28 protein-coding genes are annotated in these 26,793 nt (G+C 68.8%); 8 read left to right on the top strand and 20 right to left on the bottom strand.

The features are described 5' to 3' along the window. Nucleotides 1–79: 79 nt before the first annotated feature. From G3M62_RS21150 to G3M62_RS21120, 7 genes are all read right to left on the bottom strand, one after another. Nucleotides 80–1,687 (bottom strand): methyl-accepting chemotaxis protein, encoded by a 1,608-nt coding sequence (locus tag G3M62_RS21150; protein WP_165190523.1) that lies wholly within the window; start codon nt 1,685–1,687, stop codon nt 80–82. Further along, a complete protein-coding gene (locus tag G3M62_RS21145) occupies nt 1,687–2,037 on the bottom strand; it encodes a hypothetical protein (protein WP_246263370.1) in 351 nt (116 codons plus the stop codon). Before G3M62_RS21145 ends, G3M62_RS21150 begins: the two co-directional genes overlap by 1 nt. Nucleotides 2,038–2,198: 161 nt before the next feature. Then, nucleotides 2,199–2,861: a glutathione S-transferase family protein gene (locus G3M62_RS21140; RefSeq protein ID WP_165190522.1), complete on the bottom strand. Its 663-nt coding sequence runs from the start codon at nt 2,859–2,861 to the stop codon at nt 2,199–2,201. Between the two features lie 73 nt (nt 2,862–2,934). Beyond that, nucleotides 2,935–4,656 carry a ubiquinone-dependent pyruvate dehydrogenase gene (gene poxB / locus G3M62_RS21135; RefSeq protein WP_165190521.1) on the bottom strand — a complete coding sequence of 574 codons (1,722 nt, stop codon included), beginning with the start codon at nt 4,654–4,656 and terminating at the stop codon, nt 2,935–2,937. 73 nt (nt 4,657–4,729) lie between these two features. Next, nucleotides 4,730–5,020, bottom strand: a complete 291-nt coding sequence (locus tag G3M62_RS21130) for a DUF1294 domain-containing protein (protein ID WP_246263368.1) — start codon at nt 5,018–5,020, stop codon at nt 4,730–4,732. Next, nucleotides 5,017–5,460 (bottom strand): hypothetical protein, encoded by a 444-nt coding sequence (locus G3M62_RS21125; protein WP_165190520.1) that lies wholly within the window; start codon nt 5,458–5,460, stop codon nt 5,017–5,019. The genes G3M62_RS21130 and G3M62_RS21125 overlap by 4 nt, the downstream gene beginning before the upstream one ends. A 75-nt stretch (nt 5,461–5,535) precedes the next feature. Then, nucleotides 5,536–6,129 carry a hypothetical protein gene (locus tag G3M62_RS21120; protein ID WP_165190519.1) on the bottom strand — a complete coding sequence of 198 codons (594 nt, stop codon included), beginning with the start codon at nt 6,127–6,129 and terminating at the stop codon, nt 5,536–5,538. A 733-nt stretch (nt 6,130–6,862) separates the two neighbouring features. On the opposite strand from G3M62_RS21120, the gene G3M62_RS21115 reads away from it, so the two are divergent. Beyond that, nucleotides 6,863–7,195, top strand: a complete 333-nt coding sequence (locus G3M62_RS21115; RefSeq protein WP_165190518.1) for a hypothetical protein — start codon at nt 6,863–6,865, stop codon at nt 7,193–7,195. 76 nt (nt 7,196–7,271) lie between these two features. Here the strand turns inward: G3M62_RS21115 and G3M62_RS21110 are convergent, their stop codons facing one another. The 5 genes from G3M62_RS21110 to G3M62_RS21090 form a co-directional block, all read right to left on the bottom strand. Then, nucleotides 7,272–7,658: a hypothetical protein gene (locus G3M62_RS21110; protein WP_165190517.1), complete on the bottom strand. Its 387-nt coding sequence runs from the start codon at nt 7,656–7,658 to the stop codon at nt 7,272–7,274. A 167-nt stretch (nt 7,659–7,825) separates the two neighbouring features. Then, the gene (locus tag G3M62_RS21105; RefSeq protein ID WP_165190516.1) at nt 7,826–8,377 is read right to left on the bottom strand and encodes a hypothetical protein; all 552 of its coding nucleotides are present in this window, start codon (nt 8,375–8,377) and stop codon (nt 7,826–7,828) included. Between the two features lie 177 nt (nt 8,378–8,554). Next, the gene (carB, locus tag G3M62_RS21100; RefSeq protein WP_165190515.1) at nt 8,555–11,848 is read right to left on the bottom strand and encodes a carbamoyl-phosphate synthase large subunit; all 3,294 of its coding nucleotides are present in this window, start codon (nt 11,846–11,848) and stop codon (nt 8,555–8,557) included. Between the two features lie 151 nt (nt 11,849–11,999). Beyond that, on the bottom strand, nt 12,000–13,196 hold the full coding sequence (locus G3M62_RS21095) for a patatin-like phospholipase family protein (protein WP_165190514.1): 1,197 nt from the start codon (nt 13,194–13,196) through the stop codon (nt 12,000–12,002). Nucleotides 13,197–13,317: 121 nt separating this feature from the next. Continuing rightward, a complete protein-coding gene (locus tag G3M62_RS21090; protein WP_007666377.1) occupies nt 13,318–13,524 on the bottom strand; it encodes a cold-shock protein in 207 nt (68 codons plus the stop codon). Nucleotides 13,525–13,813: 289 nt separating this feature from the next. Between G3M62_RS21090 and G3M62_RS21085 the strand changes: the two genes are divergently transcribed. Both G3M62_RS21085 and G3M62_RS21080 read left to right on the top strand, forming a co-directional pair. Beyond that, complete coding sequence (locus G3M62_RS21085) at nt 13,814–14,050, top strand: hypothetical protein (protein WP_165190513.1); 237 nt, start codon at nt 13,814–13,816, stop codon at nt 14,048–14,050. A gap of 74 nt (nt 14,051–14,124) precedes the next feature. Next, entirely contained in the window at nt 14,125–14,289 is a 165-nt protein-coding gene (locus G3M62_RS21080; protein WP_165190512.1) for a hypothetical protein, read from the top strand. Nucleotides 14,290–14,422: 133 nt separating this feature from the next. Here the strand turns inward: G3M62_RS21080 and pgsA are convergent, their stop codons facing one another. Together pgsA and G3M62_RS21070 are read right to left on the bottom strand one after the other, a co-directional pair. Further along, nucleotides 14,423–15,040 carry a CDP-diacylglycerol--glycerol-3-phosphate 3-phosphatidyltransferase gene (gene pgsA, locus G3M62_RS21075; protein WP_165190511.1) on the bottom strand — a complete coding sequence of 206 codons (618 nt, stop codon included), beginning with the start codon at nt 15,038–15,040 and terminating at the stop codon, nt 14,423–14,425. Nucleotides 15,041–15,094: 54 nt separating this feature from the next. After that, nucleotides 15,095–15,904, bottom strand: coding sequence for a hypothetical protein (locus G3M62_RS21070; RefSeq protein WP_165190510.1), 810 nt, complete (start codon nt 15,902–15,904; stop codon nt 15,095–15,097). Nucleotides 15,905–16,119: 215 nt separating this feature from the next. On the opposite strand from G3M62_RS21070, the gene G3M62_RS21065 reads away from it, so the two are divergent. Together G3M62_RS21065 and G3M62_RS21060 are read left to right on the top strand one after the other, a co-directional pair. Beyond that, nucleotides 16,120–17,424, top strand: coding sequence for an MFS transporter (locus tag G3M62_RS21065; protein WP_246263367.1), 1,305 nt, complete (start codon nt 16,120–16,122; stop codon nt 17,422–17,424). Between the two features lie 210 nt (nt 17,425–17,634). After that, on the top strand, nt 17,635–18,801 hold the full coding sequence (locus G3M62_RS21060; protein WP_165190509.1) for a saccharopine dehydrogenase family protein: 1,167 nt from the start codon (nt 17,635–17,637) through the stop codon (nt 18,799–18,801). A gap of 32 nt (nt 18,802–18,833) precedes the next feature. Here the strand turns inward: G3M62_RS21060 and G3M62_RS21055 are convergent, their stop codons facing one another. Continuing rightward, nucleotides 18,834–20,171 carry a lipocalin-like domain-containing protein gene (locus G3M62_RS21055; protein WP_165190508.1) on the bottom strand — a complete coding sequence of 446 codons (1,338 nt, stop codon included), beginning with the start codon at nt 20,169–20,171 and terminating at the stop codon, nt 18,834–18,836. A gap of 191 nt (nt 20,172–20,362) precedes the next feature. Between G3M62_RS21055 and G3M62_RS21050 the strand changes: the two genes are divergently transcribed. Then, a complete protein-coding gene (locus tag G3M62_RS21050) occupies nt 20,363–21,895 on the top strand; it encodes a cation:proton antiporter (RefSeq protein WP_165190507.1) in 1,533 nt (510 codons plus the stop codon). Nucleotides 21,896–22,045: 150 nt separating this feature from the next. Here G3M62_RS21050 and uvrC read toward each other — a convergent pair whose 3' ends face one another. From uvrC to G3M62_RS21035, 3 genes are read right to left on the bottom strand one after another with little or no spacing between them, the layout of a single operon-like run. Then, complete coding sequence (uvrC, locus tag G3M62_RS21045; protein WP_165191394.1) at nt 22,046–23,956, bottom strand: excinuclease ABC subunit UvrC; 1,911 nt, start codon at nt 23,954–23,956, stop codon at nt 22,046–22,048. Nucleotides 23,957–23,985: 29 nt separating this feature from the next. Beyond that, nucleotides 23,986–24,264 carry a type II toxin-antitoxin system RelE/ParE family toxin gene (locus tag G3M62_RS21040; protein WP_165190506.1) on the bottom strand — a complete coding sequence of 93 codons (279 nt, stop codon included), beginning with the start codon at nt 24,262–24,264 and terminating at the stop codon, nt 23,986–23,988. Beyond that, entirely contained in the window at nt 24,264–24,524 is a 261-nt protein-coding gene (locus G3M62_RS21035; protein WP_165190505.1) for a hypothetical protein, read from the bottom strand. The genes G3M62_RS21040 and G3M62_RS21035 overlap by 1 nt, the downstream gene beginning before the upstream one ends. Before the next feature lie 61 nt (nt 24,525–24,585). On the opposite strand from G3M62_RS21035, the gene G3M62_RS21030 reads away from it, so the two are divergent. Next, nucleotides 24,586–25,206, top strand: a complete 621-nt coding sequence (locus G3M62_RS21030; protein WP_165190504.1) for a TIGR02466 family protein — start codon at nt 24,586–24,588, stop codon at nt 25,204–25,206. Here the strand turns inward: G3M62_RS21030 and G3M62_RS21025 are convergent. Continuing rightward, nucleotides 25,187–25,336 (bottom strand): YdgA family protein, encoded by a 150-nt coding sequence (locus G3M62_RS21025; RefSeq protein ID WP_165190503.1) that lies wholly within the window; start codon nt 25,334–25,336, stop codon nt 25,187–25,189. The two genes, G3M62_RS21030 and G3M62_RS21025, sit on opposite strands and share 20 nt — an antisense overlap. Nucleotides 25,337–25,443: 107 nt before the next feature. On the opposite strand from G3M62_RS21025, the gene G3M62_RS21020 reads away from it, so the two are divergent. Then, on the top strand, nt 25,444–25,995 hold the full coding sequence (locus G3M62_RS21020) for a YbhB/YbcL family Raf kinase inhibitor-like protein (protein ID WP_165190502.1): 552 nt from the start codon (nt 25,444–25,446) through the stop codon (nt 25,993–25,995). Here G3M62_RS21020 and G3M62_RS21015 read toward each other — a convergent pair. Continuing rightward, nucleotides 25,974–26,690, bottom strand: coding sequence for a DUF998 domain-containing protein (locus G3M62_RS21015; protein ID WP_165190501.1), 717 nt, complete (start codon nt 26,688–26,690; stop codon nt 25,974–25,976). The two genes, G3M62_RS21020 and G3M62_RS21015, sit on opposite strands and share 22 nt — an antisense overlap. Nucleotides 26,691–26,793 lie beyond the last annotated feature (103 nt).

Genomic DNA, 26,793 nt, shown 5'->3' with positions numbered 1-26,793 from the left:
GCTAAGAGGATAGGCGCCGCATTAGCGATAAGCAAGTACCCGCCCGTAAAGCAAAGCTTGACCGCGTTGGCGGTCAGGATCAAGCGCGCTTGCGCCCGGCTGGTTCCGAATGCCCGTCTCGGGGCAGTTCGAACTGCCCGACCAGGTCCGCCAGCTGGCCGGCGTCGTCGTTGAGGGTGTGGGTGGCGGCGGCGGTCTGCTCGACCATGGCCGCGTTCTGCTGCAGCACCTGGTCCATCTGGTTGACGGCGGTGTTGATCTGGCTGAGCCCTTCGGCCTGGTGCTCGGCGCTGGCGGCGATCTCGCTGACCAGGCCGTCGATCTCGGCGATCTGCACCACGATGCGCTCCAGCGCCTGGCCCGTGCGACCCACCAGGTCGACCCCGGTCCCGACCTGGCTGGTCGAGGTGGTGATCAGCTGCTTGATTTCCTTGGCCGCCTCGGCCGAGCGCTGGGCCAGGCCCCGCACTTCGGACGCCACGACCGCGAAGCCGCGACCGGCGTCACCGGCGCGGGCGGCTTCCACGCCGGCGTTCAGGGCCAAGAGGTTGGTCTGGAAGGCGATTTCGTCGATCACCCCGATGATCCGCGAGATCTGGGTGGCCGAGGTCTCGATCGCGCCCATGGCCCCGACCGCCTCGTCGACCACCTCGCCCGAGCGGCGGGCGTCCTCGCGGGCCTGGGCCACCACCTGGGCCGCGCGACGCGCGCCGTCGGCGGTCTGGCCCACGGTGGCGGTGATCTCGTCCATGGCGCTGGCGGTTTCCTGCAGGCTGGCGGCCTGCTGCTCGGTGCGGCGCGACAGGTTGGAGGCGGCCTCGGCGATCTGGTCCGAGCCCCGGCGCACGCCGGCCACGCGGTCGTCGATCACCACCAGGGCGTCCGACAGCTTGCCAGCCGCCTGGTTGAAGTCGGCGCGCAGCTGCTCGTAGGATTCGTGGAAGCGCTCGATCAGGCGGACCGACAGGTCGCCCTTGGCCAGGCGCGACAGGCTTTCCGCAAGAGCGTCGACCATGTCGGCCCGCTGGCGCTCGGACTGGGCCTGGACAGCGGCGTGGGAAACCCGGTCGGTCTCCTGGGCGCGGCGGGCCTGTTCGGCGGCCTGGTCGGCCTCGCGGGCCTCGGCCATGGCGGCCTCGGCCTTGGTCCGGGCCCGGTCGGCCACGGCGAAGATGTGGTTGACGCTGGCGCAGATGCCGATCAGCGCGCCGGCCTCGATGATCAGGATCACGGCGTGCAGGATGACGCGGCCCAGGCTGGCCGAGCCCGGGAACACGGCGGCCGGCAGGATGTAGCTGAGGCCCATATGGTGCACGGCGACCGTGGCGGCCGCGGCGGCGATCACGGTCCAGTCGCAATAGACCACCAGCAGGGCCAGGGCGGCGAAATAGGCCATGTGCATGTCGATCTGCCAGGCGTGGCCGTCGACGGCGGCGACCAGCAGCGAGACCTGGGCCATCAGGGCCACGCCCGACAGGGCCCGGCCGGTCGAGCCGCTGGATCCCATGCGCAGGGCCAGGCCCCCCAGCACGGCGACGGCCGCCGAGGCGATCCCCAGGCCGAGGGGCGAGGCGCCCAGGATCAGCTTGGCGGCGATCACCACCGGAACCATCAGGGCCGTCAGCAGGGCGATCAGCCGGGCGCCGGCCTGACGCTGGGCGTCGAGATTGGAGAAGATCAGGCGCATCAGCGGGGCTCCGGGGGGAGGGGATTACATTGGCCGGCGGCGTCGGGATCGAGCAGCAGCCAGGCGCCGGCCGCGCGGGCGCGGGGCTCCAGCTGGCCCGGCTCGCCGCGCAGGATCAGGATGAAGGGCGCGCCGCCGGCGCCGGCGATCTGGCCGACCGAGGCGGCGGCCGAGACGGCCCGGGACGAGGTCCACCACGGCGGGAACACCGCCGCGACCCGGGCGGGATCACGCGGCGCGGCGCCGGCCGTGACGGCGGCGCCCAGGGTGACGAGGATGGTCGCGCCGACGGCCAGGACCATGCCCACGGCCGAGGTCCTTGCCTTCGTCGGGGTTCCAGCTTGGTCCAAGACACGCTCCAGCGCGCCCGCGCGGGGCGTTTCAGGCCGGGAGCATGCGGTCCGGAGGTGAGGGAAGCCTTAACCAAGCTTAACGGCGACGCCGTGTCGCAGGGGGCGGTGGGCAGGGTTGGGGACAGGCCCATGGGCCTGTCCCCGATCGTGAGCGAAGCCTACGCGAAGTCGTACGGCCCGCCGCGTTCCAGGGCGCGCTTGTAGGCCGGGCGGGCGTGGATGCGGTCCAGGAACGCCTTGATGTGCGGCTTGGCGGCCGCTCCGGCCCGTTGGGCGCCGGCTTCCAGGGGGAAGCTCATCATGATGTCGGCGGCGGTGAAGTCAGGGCCGGCGAACCAGGCGGCCTTGCTGAGCTCGGCCTCCCAGTAGTCGACATGGGCCTTCAGCTGTGGATCGACGAAGCCGCTCTGGGCCCGGCCGGCCACGGCCTTGACCAGGCCGCGCATCAGGGCCGGGGCGCGGGCGGGCATGGCGGTGAAGATCAGCTTCAGCAGCAGCGGCGTCATGGCCGAGCCCTCGGCGTAGTGCAGCCAGTAGGTGTAGCGCAGGCGTTCGGCCGTGCCCGCCGCCGGGATCAGCCGGCCCTGGCCATAGGTCTCGATGACGTACTCGACGATCGCGCCGGTCTCGGCGATCGTCTTGTCGCCGTCGGTGATGACCGGCGACTTGCCCAGCGGATGGATGGCCAAGAGCTCCGGCGGGGCCAGCATGGTCTGCGGATTGCGCTCGTAACGCTTGACCTCGTAGGGAACGCCCAGCTCCTCCAGCAGCCACAGCACGCGCTGCGATCGCGAATTGTTCAGGTGGTGGACGACGATCATGGCGCGGGCTCCCCGAGGCTTGAACTGAACGGTGGCAGGGTGACGGCCGCGTCAGTCAAGCGGCGCCGCGCCCTCACCGCAGCAGATTGACCTTGGCCAGGTCGATCAGCTCGCCGGCCCGGCCGTCCAGCACCGCCTTCAGGGCGAAGACGCCGAAGTTGTGGGCTTCGGTCATCTTGATCTTCGGCGGCATGACCAGTTCCTGGCGGGCGCTGACCACGTCGACCAGGGCCGGCCCGGGATGGGCGAAGGCCGCGGCGATCGCCGGTTCCAGGTCGTGCGGGTTCTCCACGCGGAAGCCCTCCACGCCCATGGCCTGGGCCATGGCGGCGAAGTTGGGATTGGCCAGGTCGACGGCGGTGTCGAGGAAGCCGCCGGCCTTCATCTCCATCTCCACGAAGCCCAGCGTGCCGTTGTTGAGCACGATCACCTTCACCGGCAGGCCCAGCTGGGACAGACTGATGAAGTCGCCCATCATCATCGAGAAGCCGCCGTCGCCCGACATCGACACCACCTGCCGGCCCGGAAAGGCCGCCTGGGCGCCGATCGCCTGCAGCATCGCATTGGCCATCGAGCCGTGGTTGAACGAGCCCAGCAGCCGGCGCTTGCCGTTCAGTTTCAGGTAGCGCGCGGCCCAGACGGTGGGCGTGCCGACGTCGCAGGTGAAGATCGCGTCCTGGGCCGCCAGGTCGCTGACCACGCGCGACACCTGCTGCGGATGGATCTGGGTCGCTCCGTCGGGGATCGCGGCCAGGGCGTCCAGGCCCTCGCGGGCCTTGGCGTAGTGCTCCAGGGCCTTGTCCAGGAAGCGGCGGTCGGTCTTGGCGGTCAGGCGAGGCAGCAGGGCGTCCAGCGTATGGCCCACGTCGCCCAGCAGGCCCAGGTCGAGACGGCTGCGGTTGCCCAGAGCCTCGGGGCTGACGTCGACCTGCACCACCCGGGCCTTGTCCGGATAGAACTGGCGGTAGGGGAAGCCCGAGCCCAGGATCACCAGGGTGTCGCAGCTCTTCATGGCCGCGTAGCCCGACGAGAAGCCGATGAAGCCGGTCATGCCCACGTCGTAGGGGTTGTCGTGCTCGATCGACTCCTTGCCGCGCAGGGCGTGGACGATCGGGGCCTTCAGCGCCTGGGCCAGGGCCAGCACCTGCTCGCGGGCCCCCGCGCAGCCTATGCCGCACAGCAGGGTGATGCGCTGGGCGTCGTTGAGGATGTCGGCCAGGGCGGCGATGTCGGCTTCGGGCGGCGCGATCTTGGGCGGCGACGGCGCGATCCAGGTCGGCGGGGCCACGTCCAGCGGCCGCAGCGCCACGTCGCCGGAGATCACCACCACGGCCACGCCCTTGCGGGCGATCGCCACGCGCATGGCCCGCTCCAGCACCTGAGGCAGGTTCTCGGGCTGGGAGACCAGCTCGACATAGTGGCTGCAGTCCTTGAACAGGCTCTCCGGATGGGTGGCCTGGAAATAGTCGATGCCGATCTCGGTGCTGGGGATGTGGGCGGCGATGGCCAGCACGGGCGCGCCGCTGCGCTGGGCGTCGAACAGGCCGTTGATCAGGTGCAGGTTACCCGGCCCGCAGCTGCCGGCGCAGACGGCGAGCTGGCCGGTCAGCTGGGCCTCGGCTCCGGCGGCGAAGGCCCCGGCCTCCTCGTGGCGCACGTGCACCCAGTCGATCTTGCCGCGCGCCCGCAACGCGTCGGTGAAGCCGTTGAGCGAGTCGCCGGCCACGCCGTAGATGCGCTTGACCCCCGCGGCTTCCAGGGTCTGGGCGATGAAGTGGGCGGCTGTGTGCGTCATCGCCGATCCTTTGGGTGCTCTGAGCGGGAAACCTTGAACACCCTGGACGGCGATGGGTTCGACGGTCTTGTCGCTATCGGTCGCCGTGACGCGCCCACCACAGCGCCAGGCCCGCCACCAGCGCGGCGACCTGCACGAAGACGATCAGCACCAGCCAGGCGCTGAACGGCTGCTTGCGGGTCTTGTGGCGGAACACCGGCCGGGCCAGCAGGGCGCCGGGACTGCCGCCCAGGGCCGCCAGGCTCAGCAGCACCCGCTCGGGCACGCGCGAGCGCCGATCGGCGGCGGCGGCCTTGTCGAAGCCGAAGATCGTGAAGGTCAGCAGGTTCAGGACGCCGAGATAGACGCCGAGGAAGGTGATCACGCGGGCGCCTTCACCGGCGCGTCCAGCGGCTTCAGGTCCGGCTCGACCCAGCCCCGCCGCGCCTGCACGCTGAACAGCCGCTCGCGCGACCAGAAGCCCAGCGGCCAGGCCTTGTCGCCCATCGGCGTGGCCAGCAGGCGCGCGCACGCCTCGCCGTCGGAAATCCCGGCCGGCAGGGTCGCGACAAAGGCGCGGATGGCGGCCAGATAGGCCTGGGTGATGGTCTCGTGATAGCCGCTCGTATCGTCGTTCACCCCGCCGACCGCGACGTTGTAGGTGCGGATGATGCCGGGCATGTCGCGTTCCAGGTTCTCGTTCCGGGTGCGGACGAGACGCAGGGTGGCGGTCAGGTGCGCGGCGTGGGTCCACTGGTCCTTGGGCAGGGAGCGGTCGAGCAGGCGCGCGGCCAGGGTGGCGACTTCGGCGTCGGTGTAGGTCATGGCGGAGGATTTAGCGTGGCGCGGGGTGGGGCTCAATCGCCCCGGAGCCGCCTTGGGGGCGCCTCGGCGTTGGCCCTATGGCCAGGTCGAGGGCGCGTGCGCGGGAAGCGGCAGGTGGAGGTCGGAATTGCTGAACGGCGAACCCTCGACGCTGAGCTTGCCGTGGCTCTCGATCGGTTTGGTGGAGACGGAGTCAGCCAGGTCCGTCTTGCCGCCCAGCGCGCCATGCACGGCCAGCGCGATCGCGCCCGTCACGCGACCCTTGTTCACGGCATGGGCGATGGCCTCGTGGCTGACGCCCGCGGCGCTCGCCAACTGGGCGGCGGTCATGCCGCGCTCCTGAAGCTCGACGGCCAGTTTCGGAAGGCCGAAGACGGCGCAGACGATGTTTTCGACCTTCAGTTCGGGCAGGGTCGTCTTGGTCTCCCTTAGCGCGGCGTAGCAGGCCAGGATGTCGGCCGCGCGGCTGTGGGTGATGCCTTCGAACGCGATGACCTTGCTCATCAAGGCCGGGGCGATCTTTTCGACCCCGGCCTTTTCCGCCTGATTGCGCACGTCGGTGCTGCTGATGTTGTTCAGGCTGAGGGCGTCGACGAGGTGGGGGATGTAGCAGTTCCCGAACCGGCGCAGCTTCAGCCAGTGGTTGTTCGGAATGGTTACGTCCGGCATCGAAACCCCCAAGGTGCGAAGGCGAGTATCGTGCGCAGCGTTGCTCCCCTTGGCCTAAGGTTGTTGCACAGCCTTAATTCGACGACAAGCGAGTGGCTTGCGGCAGGACAATCCAGGCGCGTCATTGCTTGTTCTCGGCGCACCTATCCCTAGCGGGCGAGGGGGCCTTGCCGCATCAGCATGTCAGGTCGTGCGAGAGCGGGTTTTCAAGAGCGCGGTTGTGGAATTCACAGCGCCATCAGACACCGTCGAGTGAGATGCACCTAAGTGTAGTCATGTGCAGCACCATGCATGAAGGTGCTGATCCATCTTGAAGGGTGCAATGACGGGGGGAAGGTGAAAAGGGGGTGAGACGGATCCCACCCCCTTTTCGGAAGCTGCTGTCGCAACGTTCCTGACCCTCAAACCATATGCGCCTCGGAGGTCGATTGCAATAGCTGAGCGTTGCTGCAGCCAAGTATCGTACTTTTCTTTAAATTATAAGATGCTGTATCTTTCGAATACAGGTGATTGTTGAGACTCCGACTGCGTCATATACGCCTTAAATGTGGGAAATGATCAATCCGGTTTGAAGGTAAAGGCGACATTTTCGTCCGAAAAATTAGGCGTTAGGTACTTCAATCTGTCACGAACAGATGGCCTAATATTTTCGTGAGCTCGCAACGTTCCTGACAAACTGCGCAAGCTTCACCGTCTGGTGCGACGAGAGCACCGTCCGTCGGAGTGTTGCGCCATGAGCCTCTCCCTGACCAAGCATGCGGCCATCCTGGCTGGCGTGCTGCTGGCCCACCTGTTCGTGGGTTTCTTCTTCTGCCTTGGGGCGGAAGGTTTGACGGCCGCTTTGTCGGCCGTGGTGTGGGCGGCCGAGGCCGCTCACCAGCGGCGTACGATCATCGAGAGCACGCTGATCGCCTCGATCGCCGCGCTTCATATCCTGATCGTGCTGTTCCACCGCGTCTCGCCCGAGAAGCTGCGTCGCGAGGAGATCCTGGTGATCTTGCTCAACACCACGCTGATCGCGTTGAACCTCGGCAACGTGGGACTCAGCTGTCTGGGCGAGGCCTAGCCTTTCCCGGAGCCAAGCGACGGCCATCGGCGTGGATCGCCGGTGGCTGTTTTGGCCTGGGCGCGGCTTCGAGCGCCTACAACCGCCCGCGCCGCCCGCCCTTCAGCTTGTCCAGCGCCCGCCGCGAAGGCTCGGCCTGTGCGGCCACTGGGGCCGCGACGGGGGCGTCCGCCGGCGGTGGCGTCATCAGCATCGCGCTGACATTGGCCACGCCCTGGGCGGCGTGTAGGCCGGCGGCGGCTGTTTCGGCCAGTTGGGGCTTGCCGCGCGGCGTGGGGAGGATCAGGGCGACCTTGCGAGCCATGGCCGCCAGTTCGCCGATGGCTTTTGCCTGGTCGCGGGCCTGGCGGATGGCGGCGGGATCGTTGGTGGCCTCGATGGTCTTCCAGGCCGCTTCGAGGGCGGCCATCAGTTGAAGCTGGAAGGTCTGGCACCGGGTGGGGATGTCTTGGGCTTGGGTCATGCCCCTAGTGTGCGGCCGCCCCGGAGTGTGAGGATAGGAAACGTGCGTTTTCGTGTAACGCATTGAATTTACGAGAGACCGTTGCGCGGCGAGCGGGGATAGACAGCGCTCCCACCCCAGGGTTGTCATCCGGACAAGGCCCAAGAGGCCGCCGACCCGCGGCCTCCTCAGTCGCTCCGCGCGACCTCCGCCAGGGGACGGGTGTCGATCACGCCCCTGTGGATAACTTTACGGTCCGGTCGCGTGAGGGTCCGGCAGCCGTCTTCCGCCATCCGCCGTTCGCGGGCGCGGAGGGTTTCCAGGGCTTCCATCCGGGCTTCGCGCACGGCGCGGGTCGTGGCGGCCGCGATCTCGAGCTTGTAGCGGGTCTTGGTCCTGGTGATCAGCGCGCGGGCCTCCACGCAGTCGGCCGGCGCGTGGATCCGCGACAGCAGGTCGACATAGTTCTGGATGGCCTGGCTGGATCCCGTGGCGGCCGCCCGCGACATCCAGCGGCGGCGGTCGGGGTCGTGTTGGCGGTGGGCCAGATAGTCGTCCGACAGCCGGTCGGCGTCCTCGGGGCGGCCCTGCAAGGTCCCGGCCTGGGCCTGGGCCAGTTGCGCGGCCGACAGCGGCGGCGGCGTCCTGTGCGACGGCGAAGGCGAGCAGGCGCACAGCAGGAGCCCCAGCGCGACGACGGCCGGGGCGAAGAGTCCGATAGTCCGCCGCGATGTGGTCATCGGATCCTCAGGGTACGCTTACTCGGAAACTTGACCATGGCGAGCCGAGCGCCGCAACGGGGTCTCACAAACGAAAACCGCCGCGACCGGCCCTTCGGCGGATCGCGGCGGTGATGTCTCCAGACCCCTCATCCGGCGCCGCGCGCCACCTTCTCCCGCAAGGGAGAAGGAAGGGCGTTACTGGTAGCTTTGCAGCGGCCGCACTTCCAGGGCCTCGGCGGGGGCGCAGGAGATGGCCTGGGCCGCCGCCAGGGCGCCGGCCGAGGTGGTGTAGTAGGGCACCTTCATCATCAGCGCCGTGCGGCGGATCTCGAAGCTGTCCTCCAGGGCCTGCTTGCCCTCGGTGGTGTTGAACACCAGCTGCACGCCGCCGTTCTTCATCACGTCGACGATGTGCGGGCGGCCTTCCAGCACCTTCTTGACCAGCTCGACCTCGACGCCCTGCTCGGCCAGGTAGCCGCGCGTGCCGACGGTCGACAGGACCTTGAACCCGGCGGCCAGCAGCAGCTTCACCGGCTCGACGATCCAGGGCTTGTCGCTTTCCTTGACCGAGACGAAGGCCGTGCCGGCGGTCGGCAGGCTGACGCCGCCGCCCAGCTGGCTCTTGGCGAAGGCGCGGGCGAAGGCCGGGGCCAGGCTGTCCTCGCCCTCGCGGATCCAGTCCAGGCCCATGACCTCGCCGGTCGAGCGCATTTCCGGGCCCAGGATGGTGTCGACCCCGGCGAAGCGGGCGAACGGGAACACCGCTTCCTTGACCGCGATGTGGTCGTACGGCTTGTCGGTCAGGCCGAAACTGGCCAGCGTCTCGCCGGCCATCACCTTGGCGGCGATCGCCGCGACCGGCTGGCCGATCGTCTTGGCCACGAACGGCACGGTGCGCGAGGCGCGCGGGTTCACTTCCAGCACGTAGATGCGCGGGTTTTCGCTGTGCGGTTCCTCGATGGCGAACTGCACGTTCATCAGGCCGCGCACGTTCAGGGCCAGGGCCATCTTCACGGTCTGGCGCTTCAGTTCCTCGACGGTTTCGGCGCGCAGCGAGAAGGGCGGCATCGAGCAGGCGCTGTCGCCCGAGTGGACGCCGGCTTCCTCGATGTGCTCCAGCACGCCGGCCACGAACACGTCCTTGCCGTCGCACAGGGCGTCGACGTCCACCTCGGTGGCGCGGCTCAGATAGTGGTCCAGCAGGATCGGGTGCTCGAACGAGATCTCGCCGGTGTTGGTGATGTAGCGTTCCAGGTGCTCGTGATCGCGGATGATCTCCATGCCCCGGCCGCCCAGCACGTAGGACGGGCGCATCACGAACGGGAAGCCGATCTTGTCGCCTTCGGCTCGGGCTTCGTCCCAGGTGCGGGCGATGGCGTTCTCGGGCTGGGCGATGTCCAGGCCGTTCAGCAGCTGCTGGAAGCGCTCGCGGTCCTCGGCCAGGTCGATGGCGTCGGGGCTGGTGCCCAGGATCGGCACGCCGGCTTCCTCAAGGGCGTGGGCCAGCTTCAGCGGGGTCTGGCCGCCGAACTGGACGATGACGCCGGCCAGGGTCCCGTTGCTCATCTCGACGTGCAGCAGCTCCAGCACGTCCTCGGCCGTCAGGGGCTCGAAGTACAGGCGGTCGGAGGTGTCGTAGTCGGTCGAGACGGTCTCGGGGTTGCAGTTGACCATGATCGACTCGACGCCGATCTGGTCCAGCGCGAAGGCGGCGTGGCAGCAGCAGTAGTCGAACTCGATGCCCTGGCCGATCCGGTTGGGACCGCCGCCCAGGATCACCGCCTTCTTGCGGTTCGAAGGCAGGCTCTCGCACTCGGGAACCTGGCCCAGGGCGCCGGTCTCGTAGGTGGAGTACATGTAGGGCGTGGTGGCCGCGAACTCGCCGGCGCAGCTGTCGATGCGCTTGAACACCGGGCGGACCTTCAGGTCCTGGCGGGCCAGGCGGACGGCCTTTTCGGTCGAGCCGGTCAGCTTGGCCAGGCGGGCGTCGGAGAAGCCCTGGGCCTTCAGGGCGCGGAAGCCGGCGGCGTCGGTCGGCAGGCCGCCGGCCCGGACCCAGCCCTCCTGGCGGATCAGCTCGGCGATCTGGCGCAGGAACCAGGGCTCGTAGGAACAGGCGGCGTTGACCTCTTCCACGCTCAGGCCGTGGCGGAAGGCCTGGGCGATGACGCGCAAGCGGTCGGGCGTGGGCGTGCCCAGGGCGCGAACGACGGCGGCGCGGCCGGTGTCGGGGTCATCGGCGCCGGCGATCTCGATCTCGTCGAAGCCGTTCAGGCCGGTTTCCAGGCCACGGAGGGCCTTCTGGACGCTTTCCTTGAAGGTGCGGCCGATGGCCATCACCTCGCCGACCGACTTCATGGCGGTGGTCAGCAGGGGCTCGCTGCCCGGATACTTCTCGAAGGCGAAGCGCGGGATCTTGGTGACCACGTAGTCGATGCTGGGCTCGAACGAGGCCGGGGTCGCGCCGCCGGTGATGTCGTTCTTCAGCTCGTCCAGGGTGTAGCCGACGGCCAGGCGGGCGGCGACCTTGGCGATCGGGAAGCCGGTGGCCTTGGAGGCCAGGGCGGACGAACGCGACACGCGCGGGTTCATCTCGATCACGACCATGCGGCCGTCGGCCGGATTGACCGCGAACTGGACGTTGGAGCCGCCGGTCTCGACGCCGATCTCGCGCAGCACGGCGATCGAGGCCGCGCGCATCCACTGGTATTCCTTGTCGGTCAGGGTCAGGGCCGGGGCGACGGTGATCGAGTCGCCGGTGTGCACGCCCATCGGGTCGATGTTCTCGATCGAGCAGACGATGATGCAGTTGTCCGCCGTGTCGCGGACCACTTCCATCTCGTATTCCTTCCAGCCCAGGACGCTCTCTTCGATCAGCACCTCGGTGGTGGGCGAGAGGTCCAGACCCCGCGCGACGATCTCTTCGAATTCCTCGACATTGTAGGCGATGCCGCCGCCGGTGCCGGCCAGGGTGAAGCTGGGGCGGATGATCGCCGGCAGGCCGACGAACTCCAGGCCTTCCTTTGCCTCGTCCATGGTGTGGGCGGCCTTGGACTTGGGGCTCTCAAGGCCCAGCTTGTCCATGGCGTCGCGGAATTTCTGGCGGTCCTCGGCCTTGTCGATCACCTCGGCCTTGGCGCCGATCATCTCGACGCCGAACTTGGCCAGGGTGCCGTTGGCCTCGAGGGCCAGGGCGGTGTTCAGAGCGGTCTGGCCGCCCATGGTCGGGAGCAGGGCGTCGGGGCGCTCCTTCTCGATGATCTTGGCGACCATGTCCGGGGTGATCGGCTCGATATAGGTCGCGTCGGCCACGTCCGGATCGGTCATGATCGTGGCCGGGTTGGAGTTGACCAGGATGATCCGGTAGCCCTCGGCCCGCAGGGCCTTGCACGCCTGGACGCCCGAATAATCGAACTCGCACGCCTGGCCGATGACGATCGGGCCGGCGCCGATGATCAGGATCGAGGAGATGTCTGTTCTTTTGGGCATAGGAGAAAACTCGCGCGCAGAGACACGGTCGCGCACATCCGCGCGCCCGCTGCCGACCATCTTGCAGGTTAAGCCGCCCGTTTAGAGACGGAGTCGGGTTGGCGCAACCCTGGAGTCGGCGTTCACCCTAACCCCGCGTGATCACGGGATTTCACGGACCACTGATCGTCGGCGGCGCGGGCACGGCGGGCTGGGCGGGGGGCACGTCGGCGGGCTCGTCGGTCAGGCTCCAGGCCCAGCCGGCCTCGGCCCGCTCGAAGCCCATGCGGAACAGGGCCGCGCGGTTGTCGTTGGCGAAATCCAGGCCCGAGGTGTCGAGATCCGCGCTGTCGGGAATGGCCGCGTAGAACAGCTGGCCGCCGTTGCGACGGGCGAACGCGCTGCTGGCCGCCAGGTGGGTGCGCATCAGGGCCTTGCTCATCGCGTCCCACGAGCGGCCGACGATCGACCCGGCCTTGCCCTTGGTGAAGCCGAAGGTGCCGCCGACCTTGCCGTTGACGATCACGTAAAGCCGGCCCGGCCGCGCCTGGCCCTTGGCGGCGGTCCAGAGCAACAGCGATTCCGGGGCCACGAAGAACGGTATGGTCACCCCGCCGTCGACATGCATCTCCGACAGCCGCCGGCCGGGACCTTGGACCTCGATCAGGGTGGGCGGGAAGACGCCCGGGATGCTGGCCGAGGCGACCAGCACGTCCTTGAACAGCTGGCGCGAGGCCTCGTCGCCCCGGCTGGCGATCGCGCCCATGTCCCAGATCACCGTCTCCTCGGTGTCCAGGTTGGTGGTGGCGATCAGCAGGCGGCGGCCGCGCTTGTGCTCGGCGACGATGGCCTGCAGCAGATCGTCGGTGACGTTGGCGTCGACCAGGGCCCGCAGGCCGCTGTTGCTGTAGACGCTGGTGTGGAACAGCAGGCCCAGGCCTCGGCCGCGCAGGATCTTGCCCGCCGCCTTGCCGGTATAGGCCTCGGTCAGGCGGTCGTCCCAGGTGGGGCCGAGGAAGGCGTAGGGGGCGGTCAGGGCGCCGGTCGAGACGCCGGTGACGATGTCGAACTCGGGCCGCTCGCCGCGCTTGGTCCAGCCGGCCAGCACGCCGGCCCCATAGGCGCCGTTCGAGCCGCCGCCGGACAGGGCCAGGACGTCGAAGGTGCGCTGGGCCGAGGCGCGCTTGCGGGCCGGTTCGGCGAAGCGGATGGCCGCGTCGCTGTCGCTGGCGTTGAACCGCAGCTCGGCCAGGCCCTTGGGCGGCGGCCCAGCCAGGTCCTTGGCGCTGTAGGTGTCGCGCGACAGCGATCCGCAGGCCGAGAGGCTCAGCGCGACCAGGACGAGGGCGATAAGGCGGACGGGTCGCATGGGGGCTGAAGGCTCGCTGCGGAAACCTGCCAAACCGTGTGACGCGCTGGAGAGGAGCGCGCAAGAAAAATGGGCCGGCGCCAGGCGCCGACCCATTCCAAATCTCGTGAGCGTGAGGCGATTAAGCCTGCAGTTGGCCCGCCGACATCTTGCCCGAGCGGTTGTCGCGCTCGAGTTCGTAGGTGATCTTCTGACCTTCGTCCAGGCCGCGCAGACCGGCGCGTTCAACGGCCGAGATGTGCACGAAAACGTCGGCGCCGCCGTCGTCAGGTTGGATGAAGCCGAAGCCCTTGGTGCCGTTGAACCATTTCACGGTGCCGGTAGCCATAGTGGTAGTCCTTGCAGTCAATATTCGTCGGCGGAATCGTTCCGCACGGCGATCAAATTTCGTTGGGGGTCGGTGGGCGCGTCCGGCGCTCTCGTGAAGAGAGCATGGAAAAGCAGGCCGAACGTCAGCGAATTTCGATAAACCACCATGGGCCTTGAAACTGGCAAGGGCAAGTGAATTCGTGAATCGGCTTTAAAAGCAAATAGTTTTGGACCCCAAGCGCCGCCTTGAACGTTAAACAAATTCTCTCGCGCTACTGCGGGAGCTTTTGACTTTCGAGGAGTGAACCATGACCCTGATCGAGCGGATTCCTCTGCTGAACGACCAGGAGTTGGTCAGCCTCCTGGCCAATGCCCGTCGCCTGGACATCGTGGGCACGCCCGCCCAGCGGACGGCCGCGGCGGAAGTTCTGCCCGTTCTCGAGCTGGAAGCCTCCAAGCGCCGCCAGACCACCCTGGAAGCGGCGACCAAGAAGCGCGGCGCCACCGCCGCCAAGCGCAAGGCCGCGGCCGCCGAAGCCGCTTAAAACCGCAAAGACGCCTTGCCTCCGTCGTTATTGATAGTCATTCTCAATAACGACGGAGCGCTTCGGAGGCGATCATGGTGTTTCTGACGGCAGGGGCCGGCTGGCTGGCCCTGATGATGCGGGCGGAGCGGACCCGCGCGGGTCGCGAACCCGACACGGAATGGCTGCTGCACGGCCCGACCGATTCCGAAGCGATCGACGAGGACGACGCGCCGCCGCTGTTGCTGGCGGCGGAGTAGGGCGGCTCACCCACTTGCCCACCTGACGGCTACGCCGTCTGTCCGCCCCCAAAGGGGGCGGAGGCCTCTTCCCCCTGTGGGGGAAGACGATCGCGAAGCGATCCGTAGGGGGCAAGCGTTAGCCGCTCAGTCCCTAAACCAGCGCCTTGCGCGCTGCTTCCCAGTACTGCGCCCCGGTGATCAGCGTCACCACGGCGGCCACCCACAGCAGGGCGTGAGTCGCCACGGTGGCCGGGTTCACCACGCTGGGATCGGTCGGCAGGTGGAAGGCCGACCACGAGGCCAGGATCATCTCGGCCCCGATCGCCACCAGCTGCAGCGTGGTCTTCCACTTGGCCAGCACGGTGACCGGCAGCTTGATCCCCTTGCCGGCCCCGACCTCGCGCAGGGCGCTGACGGCGAATTCGCGGAACAGGATCAGGCCGGCCGGCAGGATCACCATCGGATTGGGACCCAGGGCCATCAGGCCCAGCAGGGCCCCGCAGACCAGGATCTTGTCGCCGATCGGGTCGAGGATCGCGCCCCAGATGCTGACGGCGTCCAGCTTGCGGGCCAGCCAGCCGTCGAAGAAGTCGGTCACCGCCGCCACCACGAACGCCCAGAACGCCCAGCGCTCCAGCGACATCTGTTGCGGCACGGTCAGTTGATCGCTCAGCCATGGCACGCCGCCGGCCGCCGCGGTCAGGGCCACGAACATGAACAGCGCGATGACGAGACGCGCGGAGGTCAGGATGTTGGGCAGGGCTTTCATGGCGAAGGTTCTAACGCATGAAAGCGGCGAAGGGCTATGGGGGCGGTGCGCGCGCTAGGTCGAGGTCTCCACCAGGGCGGCCTTGGGATCGTCGGCGGGTTGGCTGAGCCAGTAGGCGCCGCTCAGGGTCTGCAGCAGCGCGCGACCGTCGGGACCCTTGGCCGCCACGTCGACGTCGGCGATCTCGCCATTGGCCCAGATCTCCACCTCGACGGAGGTCTTGGTCCAGCGACGCAGGCGATAGTCCAGGCGCAGGTCGCCGGGAATCTCGACCGGCTGCTCCACGAAGGTCGGGCTGTTGGCGTAGTCCATGCGCCCCGACGACGGGATGCCGAATCGCGAGAAGGCGTAGCCGTTGACCACGCGCGGCACCACGGCGGCCTCGTCACTGTACAACATCAGGCAGGTGGGCTTGAAGCGGCCCTTGCTGGGCGGGGGCACGAAGCACCAGGTGTTGACCATGCGCCCGGGTCCCGTGCCGAACTGGCCCGCGTAGAACCCCGGGCTGCCGGCCGGAATTTTCAGGCCCATGACCAATAGGGTGTGGCCCGTGACCTCGTTGGTCAGCACGGCGGTGCGGTTGTAGGCGAACGGTTCGGTCACGATCGTTTCACCCGACTTGACCCGGCTCGAGACCGACGAAGGCGGGCCCGCCAGGCGACGCGGCGGACCTGGACGGGGGCGGAACGACCTTGCCGAGGCCGCCTTGGCGTCGGCGGGGTCGAACGCGGTGGGCCCGAGGGTGGGGATGTCGATCGGCGGCTGCGGCGCGATCTGGTTGCCCGAAAGCTGAGCGCCGGCCAGGCCGGGCGCCGTCAAGGACATGGTCGCCAGCAAGGCGATGAAACGGACGGTGCGGTGCATTGGCTTCCCCCGCGCGATGGATACCAGACGCGATCAACCTGAGGAATAGGCACCGCTCGGCGCCAGTCGGCGCGCGTCGTGCGGCCGTTGGCGAAAGCTTCATGCGAGCATCGGTCGAAAATCGAATGAAACGCACCTTCGATAGCTGACGATGGCCTCGAAAAGGGTCGATTTTCGCGCGAACGGTTGACGTCTGGCCGGCAGGACGCCAAGCCATGGTCAAGTTCTTCGAGGGCGTCATGGCCAGCACCGCCGCACAACCGATCGCGACCAACTCCAACCGCCGCGTGCTGACCGCCAGCCTCGTCGGCACGGCGGTCGAGTTCTACGACTTCTACATCTACGCCACGGCCGCCTCGCTGGTGTTCGGGTCGCTGTTCTTCCCGTCCAAGTCGGCCAGCCTGCAGCAGATGGCCGCCTTCGCCAGCCTGGGCGTGGCGTTCCTGGCCCGGCCGCTGGGCGCGATCGCCTTCGGGCATTTCGGCGACCGGGTGGGGCGTAAGTCGACCCTGGTGGCGTCACTGGTGCTGATGGGCGGCTCGACCCTGGCCATCGCCTTCCTGCCCACCTACGCCATGGCCGGCTGGCTGGCCCCGGCCCTGCTGTGCCTGCTGCGGTTCGGCCAGGGCTTCGGCCTGGGCGGCGAGTGGGGCGGAGCGGCGTTGCTGGCCGTCGAGAACGCGCCGCCCGGCTGGCGGTCGCGGTTCGGCATGTTCCCGCAGCTGGGCGCGCCGGTCGGCTTCATCGCCGCCAACGGCCTGTTCCTGGTCCTGGGTCTGGCCCTGACGCCCGAGCAGTTCCTGGCCTGGGGCTGGCGTCTGCCGTTCCTGGGCAGCGTGGTGCTGGTCGGGGTGGGGCTGTGGGTTCGCCTGAAGCTGACCGAGACGCCGGCCTTCGCCGCCGCCATCGCCCACGAGCCGCCGCCGGCCGTGCCGCTGGGCGAACTGCTGCGCGACCACTGGAAGGCCACCCTGTGCGGCACCCTGGCGGCGATCTGCTGCTTCGCCGTCTACTACCTGATGACCGCCTTCGCGCTCGGTTACGGCGCCAAGGACCTGGCCTATGGCCGCACCGCCATGCTCAGCGCCCAGCTGATCGCCATCCTGTTCATGGCCGTCGGCATCGTCGCAGCCGGCTATTGGGCCGACGCGACCAGCCCGCGCCGTGTGCTGATGGCCGGCTGCGCCATGACCGTGGGCGTCGGCGCCCTGCTGCCGCTGATGATGGTGGCCGGATCGTTGCCGACCATCGGCCTGTTCCTGATCATCGGCCTGTCGATCATGGGCTTCGTCTACGGCCCGCTGGGGTCTTTCCTGCCCGACCTGTTCCCGGCCCGGGTGCGCTACACCGGGGCCTCGGCCGCCTTCAACCTCGGCGGCATCCTGGGCGGCGGCCTGGCACCGACGATCGCCCAGGCCCTGGCCAGCAAGGGCGGCCTGGTCCCGGTGGGGATCTACCTGGCCGTGGCGGCGGGGCTGAGCTTCGTGGGGCTGCTGGCGTTGAAGCCGAAGGCCGCCTAGTTCGCTCGGTGCGGCGAACACTTACCCCCACCTGACGGCTCCGCCGTCTGTCCGCCCCCATAGGGGGCGGAGCGCTCTTCCCCCTCCGGGGGAAGACGGTCGCGAAGCGACCCGTAGGGGGCAAGCGCTAGCCTCACGAACGCTTGTTTGCCTTAGCCCTTCATCCGCGCCACTCTGCTTCCCAACGATAAAAACTCGGGAGGCGCACCCATGAACCCCAACGCCGAATTCGACGTCATCGTCCACGGCGCGACCGGCTTCACCGGCCGGCTGGTGGCCGAGCATTTCGCCAAGCATCATCCAGAAGCCAAGTGGGCGATGTCGGGCCGCAACGCCGACAAGCTGGCCGCCGTCCGCGACGAGATCGGGGCTCCCGCCGACACCCCGCTGATCGTCGCCGACGCCGACGACCCGGCCTCGCTGCGGGCCATGGTCCAGCGGACCAAGGCGGTTTTGACGACCGTCGGCCCCTACCAGCTCTACGGCTCCGACCTGGTGGCCGCCTGCGCGCAGGTCGGGACCGACTATCTGGACCTCTGCGGCGAGCCGGCCTGGATGCGCCAGATGATCGACGCCCACGAACGGGCGGCCCGGGACAGCGGGGCGCGGATCCTGTTCTCCTGCGGCTTCGACTCCATCCCGTTCGAGCTGGGGGTCTGGTTCGTGCAGCAGGAGGCCGCCCGCCGGTTCGGCGCGCCGTCCGCCCGCGTGAAGGGCCGGGTGCGGGCCATGCGCGGCACGTTCTCGGGCGGCACGGCGGCCAGCCTCAAGGCCACCCTGGCCGCGGCGGCCCGCGACCCGCAGGTGCTGGACTATCTGAAGGACCCCTTCGCCCTGACGCCCGACTTCGCCGGCCCCAAGCAGCCGCACGGCGCGGCCGTCGCCTTCGACGAGGCCCTGGACGCCTGGACCGCGCCGTTCGTGATGGCGGCGATCAACACCCGCAACGTCCACCGCTCCAACTGGCTGATGGACCAGCCCTACGGGGCCGAGTTCGTCTATGACGAGATGGTGCTGACCGGCCCCGGCGAGGCGGGCGAGGCCGCCGCCAAGGCCGTCACCGCCGCCAACGCCAGCATGGGCGCCGAGGGCGGTCCCAAGCCCGGCGAAGGCCCAAGCCTGGCCGAGCGCGAGGCGGGTTTCTACGACCTGCTGTTCGTCGCCCTGGCCGAAGACGGCCGCCAGGTGCGCGCCAGCGTCAAGGGCGACAAGGATCCCGGCTACGGCTCGACCAGCAAGATGATCGCCGAGACGGCCCTGTGCCTGATCGGCTCGCCGGACGTGGCGGGCGGGATCTGGACGCCGGGCGCGGCCCTGCGAGGCAAGCTGGTGGAGCGTCTGGAGGCCAAGGCGGGGCTAAAGTTCGCGGTGGAATAGCGCCTCCCACATGGGGAGAGGGGTGTGCGCCTCTAGATCGCCTGCTCGATCCAGCCGGTCCCCGACACCGCCGCGCCCTTGAACGTGCCCGTCACGCTGGCCACGCCCTCGTAGACCGAGCCCGTGTCGAGCACGAACTCCTGGTCGGGCAGCAGGGACTTGACGGTGAGGTCGGCGAAGTCGCCGATCTTCACCTCGTACTGGAGGAAATACTCGACCCCGGTGTGGGGACTGATCCACTTGACCGTCGGGGTCATGGTCGAGGGGTGGACGTACATCTGGCCGCTCGGGTCGCGCAGGGTGACGAAGCTGGCCGACGGCTTGCCTTCCGGCGGCGACGCCGTGCCGGGCAGGACGCAGAAGTTGGACAGGGTCCAGCCGTTGCTCAGCTGGGCGTCCTGCAGCAGCCATTTGGTCGGCGAGGCCGCCGTGCCGAAGAAGCCGTACTCGTGGTCCATCCAGGTGACGCCGGTCACCGCGTGGACCTCGCCGTCCAGGGTGATCGTGCCGGCCGCCTTCAGGTTGGTCAGGGAATAGTAGAAATTGTTGGTCTGCAGGGGCGGGCCGCTGGCCGGCGGCTTGATCGGTCCCACGCCCACGCCCCAGACGATGAACGGCGAGCCCTCCTGCGACAGCATCAGGTCGAACAGCGCCTCGGTTCCGGTGACCCGGTCGTTCAGCTTGGCGACGATGGCGATGTTCTTGGTCGGGTCGCCCCAGGCCGCGTCCATGGTCACGTAGCTGTGGACGGCCTTGGCCGTGGCGCCGGAGCCCTTGCCGACGACGGTGACGGTGGGGCGCGAGGTGTAGCCCCGGCCCGGATTGGTCAGCTGGATCGCGGTGACCACCCCGCCCACGACGATGGGATAGGCGATGGCCTGAGAGCCGCCGCCGCCCGACACCACCACCGTGGTCTTGTCGTCATAGCCCGAGCCGCCGGTCACGACGTCGATGGTCGACAGCTGGTTGTCGATCCGGCCCAGGCCCACGTGCCAGTCGCGGGTGGGGTCGGACTGCGCCCAGGTGTCGAAATCGACGCCGGCGGGCGGGATATAGCTGGTGGTGCGCTGGTAGTGCTTCTGGTTGGCGACGTCGCTCAGCATGATCTGGCTGAACGCGAAGTTGCGGTCGCGGAAGGCCGCGGCGTTGATCTCGAAGCCGAAGATACGGTCGCCGCAGGTCAAGGTTCCGATATTCCACCACCACTCGGTCGGCGCGCCCCGATGCATGTAGTGATCGGCGGGCATGTGGATGCCCGACAGGGCGGCGGGAACCGGGATGGGGCCGTCGGCGGCCTTGGGCTGGATCCCCTGGGAAGCGGCCAGGGCGCGGCTGGCGCCGCGTCCGCGTTGCGGTATCGAAAGAGACATGTCGGCGTTTCCCCGGCTGTGCTTTGGCGGCCGACCGGATGCGCTGGCGTAGCGCTCAAAAGTGGTGTGATCCGAAAGTCCGCGCGAAGGTTGTGTGTTCGCCGAACGGCGTTGTCAATCTTGGTCCGGAGGCGTTGCCCGGGCCGCGCCGGCTCTGCTACGCCGGTCGGGAGGCCGGAGCTCCAAACCGCATGCTGATCTTCGAATGGATCCTGGCCCTGCTGCTCGGGGCGGTGGTGCTGTCGGGCCTGGCCCGGCGGATCGGCGCGCCCTATCCGGCCCTGCTGGCATTGGGCGGCGCGGCCGTGGCCCTGATCCCCGGCGCGCCCCGGCTGGAGCTGCAGCCGGAGCTGATCCTGGCGCTGTTCATCGCCCCGGTGCTGCTGGACGCGGCCTACGACTCCTCGCTGCGCGACCTGAGGGACAACTGGCGGCCGGTGTCGTCGCTGGTGCTGGTCGCCGTCAGCCTGACGACCCTGGGCGTGGCCTGCGCGGCGCGCTGGCTGTTTCCGGACATGCCCTGGCCGGCCGCCATCGCCCTGGGGGCTATCGTCGCCCCGCCGGACGCCGTGGCGGCCCTGGCCGTGCTGCGCCAGATCCAGCCGCCGCACCGGGTGCTGAAGATCCTGGAGGGCGAAAGCCTGCTCAACGACGCCTCGGCCCTGCTGATCTATCGCCTGGCGGTGGGGGCGGTCGGCGGCGGCTTCAGCCTGGCCCACGCGGCGCCCACCCTGGCCCTGGTGGCGGTGGGCAGCGTGGTGGTGGGCTACGGCCTGGCGCGGGTGAGCGGCCTGTTCTTCCACCGCATCACCGACGTGCCCAGTTCGGTGATCGTCCAGTTCGTCTCGACCTTCGGGGTGTGGATCGTGGCCGAGCGGCTGGGGCTGTCGGGGGTGGTGACGATCGTGGTCTACGGCGTGACCGTGGCCTGGCGACCGGGGGCCCAGCTGTCGGCGCGGCTGCGCATCCCGTCCTTCGCGGTCTGGGAGTCGGTGACGGTGGTGCTGAACGTCCTGGCCTTCACCCTCATCGGCCTGCAGATCCGGCCGATCCTGGAGGCCCTGTCGCCGCACGAGCGCCTGGACTATCTGCGCGCGGCGCTGGTGATCCTGGCCACGGTGATCGCCGTGCGGGTCGCCTGGGTGATGACCTACAACACCGGCGTGCGGCTGAAGAACCACTGGTTCGGGATGCACGTGGCCCGGTCCAGCATGGCCGCCCCGTCCGCGCGGGGCGGGCTTCTGGTGGCGTGGTGCGGCATGCGCGGCATGGTCACCCTGGCGGCCGCCCTGGCCCTGCCCGAGGGGTTTCCCTATCGCGGCTTCATCCTGCTGACCGCCTTCACGGTGGTGCTGGGCACGCTGGTGCTGCAGGGGCTGACGCTGAAGCCGCTGATGAAGCTGCTGCGGATGCCCGACGACGATCCGGTGCGCAAGGAGCTGAAACTGGCGCGGGCCAAGGCCGCCAAGGCGGTGCTGGCCGAGCTGGACGGCGACGGCTCGCCCGCCGCCGAGGCCCTGCGCCGTGAATATGGCGACGCCTTGAACCAGACCCGGCAGGGCCGCAACGCGCGCGCCTCCACCGAGAACGCCTTGCGCCGGCGGGCGGTGGCGGTGTCGCGCGCCGCGATCTCCGACCTGCGCCAGCGCGGCGAGATCGGCGACGACGCCTATCGGGCGCTGGAAGAAGAGTTCGACTGGCTGGAGCTGTCGGCGCGGGAGTAGGCGCAGAGGCGCACCCACTTGCCCCACCTGGCGGCTTCGCCGCCTGTCCGCCCCCTTAGGGGCGGAGGACGAAGGCGCGACGCCCTCTTCCCCTTGTGGGGGAAGCCGACCGCGAAGCGGTCCGTAGGGGGCAAGCAAGTATTGGCCGCTCTACCCCTTCCGGAAGAACGCGTGGATCCGTTCGGCCAGCGGCTGGCTGACGCCGTCCACCTTCATCAGGTCCTCGACGCCCGCCCGGCTCACGCCCTTGGCCGAGCCGAAGGCGTGCAGCAGGGCCTTCTTCCGGCCCGGACCGACGCCCTCGATCTCGTCGAGCGGGTTCTTCTTCAGGTCCATCGAGCGCCGCGTGCGGTGGGCGCCGATCGCGAAGCGGTGGGCCTCGTCGCGCAGGCGCTGCAGGTAGTAGAGCACCGGCGACTTGGGCTCGAGCATGAACGGCGTCTTGTCGGGCATGAAGAACCGCTCCAGCCCGGCGTCGCGGTCCGGGCCCTTGGCCACGCCGACCACGGCGATGTCGTCGACGCCCAGGTCGGCCATGATCTCCAGCGCCGCGTCCAGCTGGCCCTTGCCGCCGTCGACCAGCACCAGGTCCGGACGGTTTTCGCTGTCGCCCTCTTCCTCTTCCTTGACCAGGCGCGAGAAGCGGCGCTTCAGCACCTCCTTCATCATCCCGTAGTCGTCGCCGGGCGTCAGCTCGGTGCTCTTGATGTTGAACTTGCGGTACTGGCCCTTCATGAAGCCCTCGGGGCCGGCCACGATCATGCCGCCGACGGCGTTGGTGCCCTGGATGTGGCTGTTGTCGTAGACCTCGATCCGCTCGGGCGGGGCCTCCAGGCCGAACGCCTCGCAGACCCCGGCCAGCAGCTTGGTCTGGGCCGAGCCTTCCGCCATCTTCCGGCCCAGGGCCTCGCGGGCGTTGGTCAGGGCGTGGCCGACCAGGTCGGCCTTCTCGCCGCGCTTGGGGGTGGCGATCTCGACCTTGCGGCCGCTCTTCAGGGCGAAGGCCTCGGCCAGCAGGTCGCGGTCGGCCGGCTCGATGTTGGTCAGGATCAGGCGCGGGATCGGCTTGTCGTCGTAGAACTGGCCCAGGAAGGCGGTGAGGATCCGCTGCTCCTCGGTGGTGTTCTCGTCGGTCTCCTCGGCGTTGCCGGTCACGCGCGGGAAGTAGGCGCGGTTGCCCCAGTTCTGGCCGGCCCGGAAGAAGAACACCTGCACGCAGGCTTGGCCGCCCTCGACGTGTAGGGCCACGACGTCGGCCTCCTCCACGGTCTCGGGATTGATCTGGCTTTCCTGGGCCACGGCGGCCAGGGCGCGGATGCGGTCGCGCAGGCGGGCGGCGCGCTCGAACTCCAGCTCCTCGGACGCCGCTTCCATCTGCTGGGCGATGCTGGCCATGACCGCGCGGGACTTGCCGCGCAGGAAAGCCTCGGCCTGGTCGACCAGGGCCTGGTAGTCGTCCTTGCCGATCAGGCCGGTGCAGGGGGCGGCGCAGCGCTTGATCTGGTGCAGCATGCAGGGCCGCGAGCGGGTGTCGTAGACGCTGTCGCTGCACGAGCGCAGCAGGAACGCCTTCTGCAGGGTGTTGAGCGTGCGGTTCACCGCCCCGGCGCTGGCGAACGGTCCGAAATAGTCGCCCTTGATCGTGTGGGCGCCGCGATGCTTGCGCAGTTGCGGGGCGTCGTGGTCGCGGCGGATGACGATCTCGGGGAAGCTCTTGTCGTCGCGCAGCAGCACGTTGAAGCGCGGCTTCAGCTGCTTGATCAGGTTGATTTCCAGCAGCAGGGCGTCGGCTTCGGTGCGGGTGGTGACGAACTCCATCGACCGCGTGGCGTCGACCATGTGGGCGATGCGGTTGGTGTGGAAGCGGCCCTGGGCGTACTGGACCACCCGCTTCTTCAGGCTCTTGGCCTTGCCGACGTAGAGGACTTCTTCGTTCTCGCCGATCATCCGGTAGACGCCCGGCGCATCGGGCAGGCGCGAGACCTCGTCCTTGATCAGGGCGGCGCCCTTCAGGGCGTTGGCGGGCGGGATGTCGGTCGTCGCGTCGTTCACGGGGGAGATATAGGCGAGTCTGAGCCGGTGTGGCGCCCCTAGCCGAGTTCGCGGCTGTGGCGGATGCGCGCGATCAGGACAGAATTTGGCCCCACGCGATATCGCAGCACATAGGCGCCGTTGCCGAACGGCGCAAACAGCTCACGCATTCCGCGTCCGCGTGACGCGCCCCGCTCGGGAAATTCCTCTAGAGAGTCGATGGCGGCCTCGATCGTGTGCTTGGCTCGCGCGGCGGCCTGCTCCGCGTCGACATCCAGCAGCCATTGGACCAACCGTTCGATGTCGTCCAACGCGCGTGGCGCGACGATAATCCGCATCAGCGGGGGCGAGGCGGGCCGTCGGGCTTGCCCAAGCCATGCATCCAGGCCTTGGCGTCCTTCCACGAGACACCCGTGCCGTCGCGTTCGGTCTCGTCGCAAATCCGCTCGATGGCGTCCCAATCCCAATCGTCGTCGAGATTGTTATCGAGCACGGCCAAGGCGTAGTCCTCGACGCTCTTGCCAGCCAGGTCGGCGGCCGCCCGCAACCGCTCGGCGCGGGTGCGATCGATCTTTAGAGTGATTTCGCCGTCGGCCATGTTGAGATGATCCTCCCATCCCGGTTTGTCGTCAACGCGGCGGGGCTGTATGACCCGCCCCATGACCACGCGCCCGCTCTTCGTCACGCCGCTCTATGAGGCCAGCCTGGCTGGCGAGAAGGGCTTCGAGACCTTCATCGACGACCTGCACGACGCCTGTATCGGCGTGGCCGAGGACGACGAGGCCGGACAGGCCTGGGCCGAGAAGAAGGGCTATCTGGGCTACACCTCCTATGCCTCGCTGGACGACCTGGCCCAGCGCGACAGCCTGTTCGCCGACCTCAAGAAGAAGCTCGACAAGCACGCGGCGACCTTCGCCAAGGCCCTGCATTTCGACCTGGCCGGCGGCAAGCTGGTGATGGACAGCTTCTGGATCAACATCCTCGACCCGGGCGGCCAGCACACCGGTCACATCCACCCCCACAGCGTCATCTCCGGCACGGTCTATGTGACCATCCCGCCCGGCGCCTCGGCCCTGAAGTTCGAGGATCCGCGCCTGCCGATGATGATGGCCGCGCCGACGCGCCAGGCCGACGCGCCCGAAACGCTGCAGCCGTTCGTCTATGTCCAGCCCGCGCCGGGCTCGATCCTGATGTGGGAGAGCTGGCTGCGCCACGAGGTGACGCCCAACCAGGCCGAGGAACAGCGGATCAGCCTCAGCTTCAATTACGCGTGGCGGTGACCTTGGGCGCCTTGTCGTGCTCGGCGAGGACGGCGTTGAAGCGCTGCTTGGCGCTATAGGCGGACCAGGCCGAATAGGCCCCCAGGGCCAAGACGACGCAACCGACGACGATCAGGATCTTCTTCAGCATGGCTCCACCTTAGCGGTCGCCAAGGGCCTGTCCAGCGCGCCCCAGAACCTTGGCCATGAACCTTGCGGACGCCGGGCGGGTTTAGCTCCCAAAGCCAGGAGCCGTCCATGCCCCACGCCTCGTCTCCCGACCATTCCGGGCAAGCGATCACCATGCAGAAGGTCCAGCCCTATGGCGAGGACAGCCTGGTGCTGACCACCCCGGCGACCGACCAGGACGGCCGCCTCGCCGATCGCCACAGCGCCTATCACGACAACCTCTCGCCGCCGCTGATCTGGACGCCGGTCAAGGGCGCGGCGGTCTACGCCATCATCGTCGAGGATCCCGATGCTCCGCGCGAGCGACCGTTCGTGCACTGGCTGATCTGGAATATCCCGGGCGAGGCCACCAGCCTGCCCGAGGGCCTGGCGAACGAGGCCAGCCTGGGTCTGATCGGCGGCGCTGTCCAGGGAACCAACGACAACGGCACGGTCGGCTATTTCGGGCCCCGACCGCCGGTCGGACATGGCGTGCACCACTATCACTTTCAGATCTTCGCCCTGGTCGAGCGGCTGCCGTTCGACGAGAAGACGCCCCTGGCCGATCTCGTCAACGCGCTGAAGGGCGACGCCCTGGCGTCCGACGACCTGATCGTCACCTACGAGGCGGCGGGGGCGTAGTCGGGTTCGGCGGGGGCTTCGGGTTCGGGCTCCGAGGGCCGCGCGCGCCAGTGGCGGTCCAGGCAGAAGGCGGCGATCGCCAGCCACAGCAGGCCCAGGAACGCATGGCCGCGCTGCCAGAAGCCGACATCGTTGCCGGTCCGCACGTTCCAGACCCCGGTCAGCAGGGCCAGGACCAGCAGCAGGAAGAAGAACCAGCCCAGCGAGAACCGCGCCAGGCGGCGATGCTCGGCCTTGCCCCACAGGGCCCAGGCGGTGAACAGCGGGGCGAACTGGATGGCCAGGCCCACGCCGCAGGCCCGGTGCATGGGGTCGGGCCAGTGGAACAGGCCGGCGAACAGGGCGCCCAGCCCGGTCATCGCCACCCACAGCCCCGCGAAGGCCGAGACCCGGCGACGGCCGCCGGCGTGCTCCAGGGCGTGGGCGAAGCCGGCTCCGGCCGCCATCCCCGCCAGCCCGGCCAGGACCATGCCGATGTTGAAGATTTGCGGCAGGGGCGCCTTGGGCCCGCCCAGCTCGCTGATGAACTGCGCGCCGGCGTTGAAGCCCGGGAACATCCGCTGGGCCACCAGGACGTCGGCCACCATGATCGCCGGAACGATCAGGCCGATCCTCAGCAGGGCGCCAACGCTTTTCACTCGTCCCGTCTCCGGCTGGTTCGGGGTACAGATCGCGCCGCGCGGAGGCGGGGTCAAGGATGGATGCTGTGGCGGGACGCCCCCTCCGTCGGCTTCGCCGCCACCTCCCCCGTTTCACGGGGGAGGAGAGGTCCGTCCGCTTCCTCCTCACCCGCGTAGC

Origin of the sequence: Caulobacter soli (assembly GCF_011045195.1) — a bacterium.
Lineage (GTDB): Bacteria > Pseudomonadota > Alphaproteobacteria > Caulobacterales > Caulobacteraceae > Caulobacter > Caulobacter soli.
Note: the sequence above shows the minus strand (reverse complement) of the source record. Positions and strands in the feature narration are given on the sequence as shown.